At 60.0% G+C, this 874-nt stretch carries 1 protein-coding gene and 1 pseudogene; both read right to left on the minus strand.

Features of this window, described 5'->3' with window-relative positions:
* Positions 1-257, minus strand: a pseudogene (locus tag HEN33_RS25150) (tail assembly protein); the annotation flags it as partial.
* Positions 254-874 (minus strand): C40 family peptidase (locus HEN33_RS25155; protein ID WP_183083524.1); only part of this gene is annotated, 621 nt, incomplete at its 5' end. The pseudogene HEN33_RS25150 and the gene HEN33_RS25155, both read right to left, overlap by 4 nt.

Genomic DNA, 874 nt, shown 5'->3' on the forward strand with positions numbered 1-874 from the left:
CCGGCCGTGAAGAAAGAGCCCACGATGGCTGCCGCCCCCAGCACAATCTGCAGTCCACCTTTTCCGGCCCCGGCCAGTCGCGGCACAATGTGGATGACCGCCCCCTCACCCAGTTGTTCGTGAAGACGGGCGTACACCGCCTCCGGTGCCGTGTCCTCACCGCGAATACGTATCTGGTACCAGCCTTCGTTCATCTGACGGCGGAATCCCGGCACCTGTAACGACAGCGCCCGGATGGCTTCCGCTGCCGTGTTCACATACAGGCTGAGGCGGCGGCCAAATCGTTGTAAATCCCCGTGAAGGCAGATACGTGCCAGTGGCGGTGACGCCAGGCTGAATGCGTTCGTCGTTGCCATTTTTCGGAATACCTCTCCCGTTTACTCAGTTGTTCAGGCAGATGGTGAAGCAGTTCACCGTTGCCGCAGTAAATGGCGGCATGATTGGCCACCGATGCGCCAAAGCAGCACAGCAGGATATCGCCCGCCTGTGCAGAGGACAGGGGCACCCGGTAAAAGCCGGTGACCGCCATATTGTCCAGGTAAAGGTTCTGACCGTTGCGCCACCAGTCATCCTCACGCTCAAAATCCGGCATATCAATTCCCGCCAGATGGTAGGCATCCCGGAACAGCGTGTAACAGTCCGTCACCCCGTGCTCAAAGCGCCGTCCTGTCAGATGTGGCACACAGCGGAATTTATGAATTTCCCCCCGGCAGACCAGCCACCAGGACAGTGCACTTTTTATCTGCAGCCGCCGGTCGGCCTCGCTCAGCCAGGGCAGACCACCGGGATGACTGTGGACCAGTGCCACAATCTCCCCCTGCATCTCTGCCCGCAGCCAGTCTTCCGGTGCAATACGAAAATACGCCTCCGGCTC

The organism is Escherichia sp. 94.0001 (assembly GCF_013369155.2).
GTDB lineage: Bacteria > Pseudomonadota > Gammaproteobacteria > Enterobacterales > Enterobacteriaceae > Escherichia > Escherichia coli_F.